Annotated in this window: 4 protein-coding genes; 3 read left to right on the top strand and 1 reads right to left on the bottom strand. The window is 64.9% G+C overall.

Translation table 11 applies throughout. The annotated features are described in order from the left end of the window. From AC1D00_RS35690 to AC1D00_RS35680, 3 genes are all read left to right on the top strand, one after another. The coding region (locus tag AC1D00_RS35690; protein ID WP_477013902.1) for an amidohydrolase family protein at nt 1-393 on the top strand (393 nt) is incomplete at its 5' end. A 31-nt stretch (nt 394-424) separates the two neighbouring features. After that, nucleotides 425-1,630 (top strand): amidohydrolase family protein, encoded by a 1,206-nt coding sequence (locus AC1D00_RS35685; protein ID WP_477013901.1) that lies wholly within the window; start codon nt 425-427, stop codon nt 1,628-1,630. 175 nt (nt 1,631-1,805) lie between these two features. Next, nucleotides 1,806-2,108 carry a hypothetical protein gene (locus AC1D00_RS35680; RefSeq protein WP_477013903.1) on the top strand — a complete coding sequence of 101 codons (303 nt, stop codon included), beginning with the start codon at nt 1,806-1,808 and terminating at the stop codon, nt 2,106-2,108. 12 nt (nt 2,109-2,120) lie between these two features. On the opposite strand, the gene AC1D00_RS35675 is transcribed toward AC1D00_RS35680, so the two are convergent. Then, nucleotides 2,121-2,663 (bottom strand): DUF1932 domain-containing protein (locus AC1D00_RS35675; RefSeq protein ID WP_477013900.1); only part of this gene is annotated, 543 nt, incomplete at its 5' end.

Below are 2,663 nucleotides of genomic sequence, written 5' to 3'. Positions count from 1 at the left end.
GCCACCCACAACGCGCCGCGCGGGTTGACGCTCGCCCACAAGCTCGCGGGCGACGGCGTGCTGTGCTCGGTCGCGACCAACAACGTGCTCAATCCCTTCACGCCGTTCGGCGACGCCTCGCTGCTGCGGATGGCGAATTTCTACGCCAACGTCGCCCATGCCTCCGYGAGCGACTTCGACATTTGCCTCGATCTCGTGACCGAACTGCCGGCACAGCTGATGAACCTCGGCGATTACGGCATCAAGGTCGGTAATCCCGCCGATCTCATCGTGCTCGATACGCAAGACAGCCGCTTCGCCATCGCCGAGTTGCCCGATGTCATGATGGGCTTCAAGGCTGGCCGGCAAACTTTTGCGCGGCAACGGCCCACGCTGTTTCCACCACGGAGCTGAGCGGCGCCAAATCGTCCAACGGAGGAACCGGATGGCCTTCGACACACTCTTCCTCAACGCACGCTTCGACGGCGGCGCCCGACATCACATCGCGGTCAAGGATGGCCGTATCGCCGCGATCACGTCGGTTGACCAGCCACCCGCCGGTGCCGAGACGATCGATCTCAAGGATGCCCTCGTCGTTCCCGGCTTTGTCGAGGGTCACATCCATCTCGACACAAGTTTCTATGGCGACGCCTGGCGTCCGCACAAGCCATGCACCGACGGGTTCAACGTGCATGAACGCGTCGCCTTCCAGACCGAGAATATGGCCGAGGCCGCGCCGATGGACGTGCGGGCGCGCAACCAGCTCGATCTCTGTATCGGGCACGGCACGACGCAGATGCGCAGCCATGTCATGGTGGACGGCTCGGTCGGCCTGAAATCGCTCGAGACGATCCTGCGCGTGCGCGAGGAGTACAAGGGCCTGATCGACATCCAGCTCGTCGCCTTTCCCCAGAGCGGAATCCTGTCGAGCCCGGGCACGCCGCAGCTGCTCGACGAGGCCATCCGCCTTGGCGCCAACGTCGTCGGCGGGCTCGATCCCGCAAGCTTCGATCGCGACGTCGAAGGGCATCTCGACGTCGTGTTCGGCGTCGCCAATAGGCACGGCGTCGATGTCGACATCCATCTGCACGACATGGGCACATTGGGCGCCTTCGAGATCGAGCAGATCGCGGCGCGCACGCGCGCGCTCGGCATGGAGGGACGCGTCGCCGTCAGTCACGCCTACGGGCTCGGCGACATCTCGCCAGATTACCTCAAGAAGATCGCCGATGTTCTCGCCCGCTCCGGCGTCGCGATCATGACCAACGCGCCGGGCGCGCGGCCGTTTCCGCCGATCCTCGCCTTGCGCAACGCCGGCGTAACCGTCTTCAGCGGCAACGACAACATTCGCGATTCCTGGTGGCCCTATGGCGACGGCGACATGCTGCGCCGGGCCACGACGCTCGGCTACCGCTCCGGCTTCAACATCGACGAGCAACTGCGCGCCGCATTCGACGTCGTCACCGCATCGGGCGCAAAGGCACTCCGGCTCGAAGGCTACGGGCTGCGAATCGGCGCGAAGGCCGATTTCGTGGCGCTGAATGCGGAACACGTTCCCGAGGCCGTCGTCGCGGTGCCGCAAGGGCGCTCCGTCTACAAGGACGGCAGGCTCGTCGCCGCGAACGGCAGGATGGTAGGGAAATCCGGCTGACGACCGGCCGCTTTCCGTTCGATGTTACCGCCAAGCTTTCCCAAATTCCGAATACGGTAGAATCCCGGATAGTAGATTCTCTCCGATTCCCGATAGGTGCGCGCATTGCAAGTCCCGCGGTGCCGGTCATAGTAGGGCCTGCACTGAAGTCTGCATTCTACGGGGAAGCATGGACATGTTCAGCGCATTCAGCAGCCATTCCGTTCGAGCGAGAACACCCAGCGAGATCGCCGTGAAGCGGCTCGACGGCATCGGGCACGTCCTGTCGGACCTCGCTCTCGCTGATGTCCAGACTGAGGATGACCTGACACGTGCGCTCATGACGCTCGACACCGCCGACAAGTGCATTCGGGCGATCCGCGCAGAATTCCGGACTGAACCTGCGAGCGACCGGCTGGTCCGCAAGGCCGAAAGCCTGATGGAATTGATCGAACGCGCCCGCGACGAACTCACGGCCTGTCGCGCGGCAGTGTCCTGAGCCGGCGTCGCCTTACTTCGTACGATTGATCTTCGCCAGGATCCGGTCGGCCTCGATGCGCCAGTCGGCGCTGCGGGCAAACTCCCCGGTGCCCCTGATGCCGAACAACCCTTCATCGGCGAGATCGGCGACCCAGGCCTGCCGCTCGGCAGTGCCCTGCGCCGACCACGGGGTCAGCCCCGCCTCGCGCACCGTCTCGGCGACCTCGCGCACCTCCTCCGCACGGCGGCGGCCGTGCTCGATCACGCGCTGGAAGAAATAGGCCCCCTGCTTCTCCCAATTGATCGCGGGAAAGGTTTCCGCAAGCGAGGCCAGCACGGCATCCTCCACGCCATAGGCGCGCGCGGTGGTGAAACTCTCGATGACCATGGCCTCGAGGCCCTTGATCATGATGCTGCGGCACATCTTCACCGCGGAGGACACACCGAGCTTGTCGCTGGCGACCTTCGCGGCAAAGCCGATCGCGTTCAGCAGCGGCTCCAGCTCCTTCGCGCCGGGCCCTCCGAGCAGCAGCGGCACCTTGATGCGATACGGCGGCACCGAGGTCATCACGGC

This window comes from Bradyrhizobium sp. P2_E8, from assembly GCF_056403875.1.
The sequence above is the reverse complement of the archived record's forward strand: the minus strand, read 5'-3'. Positions and strand labels throughout refer to the sequence as shown.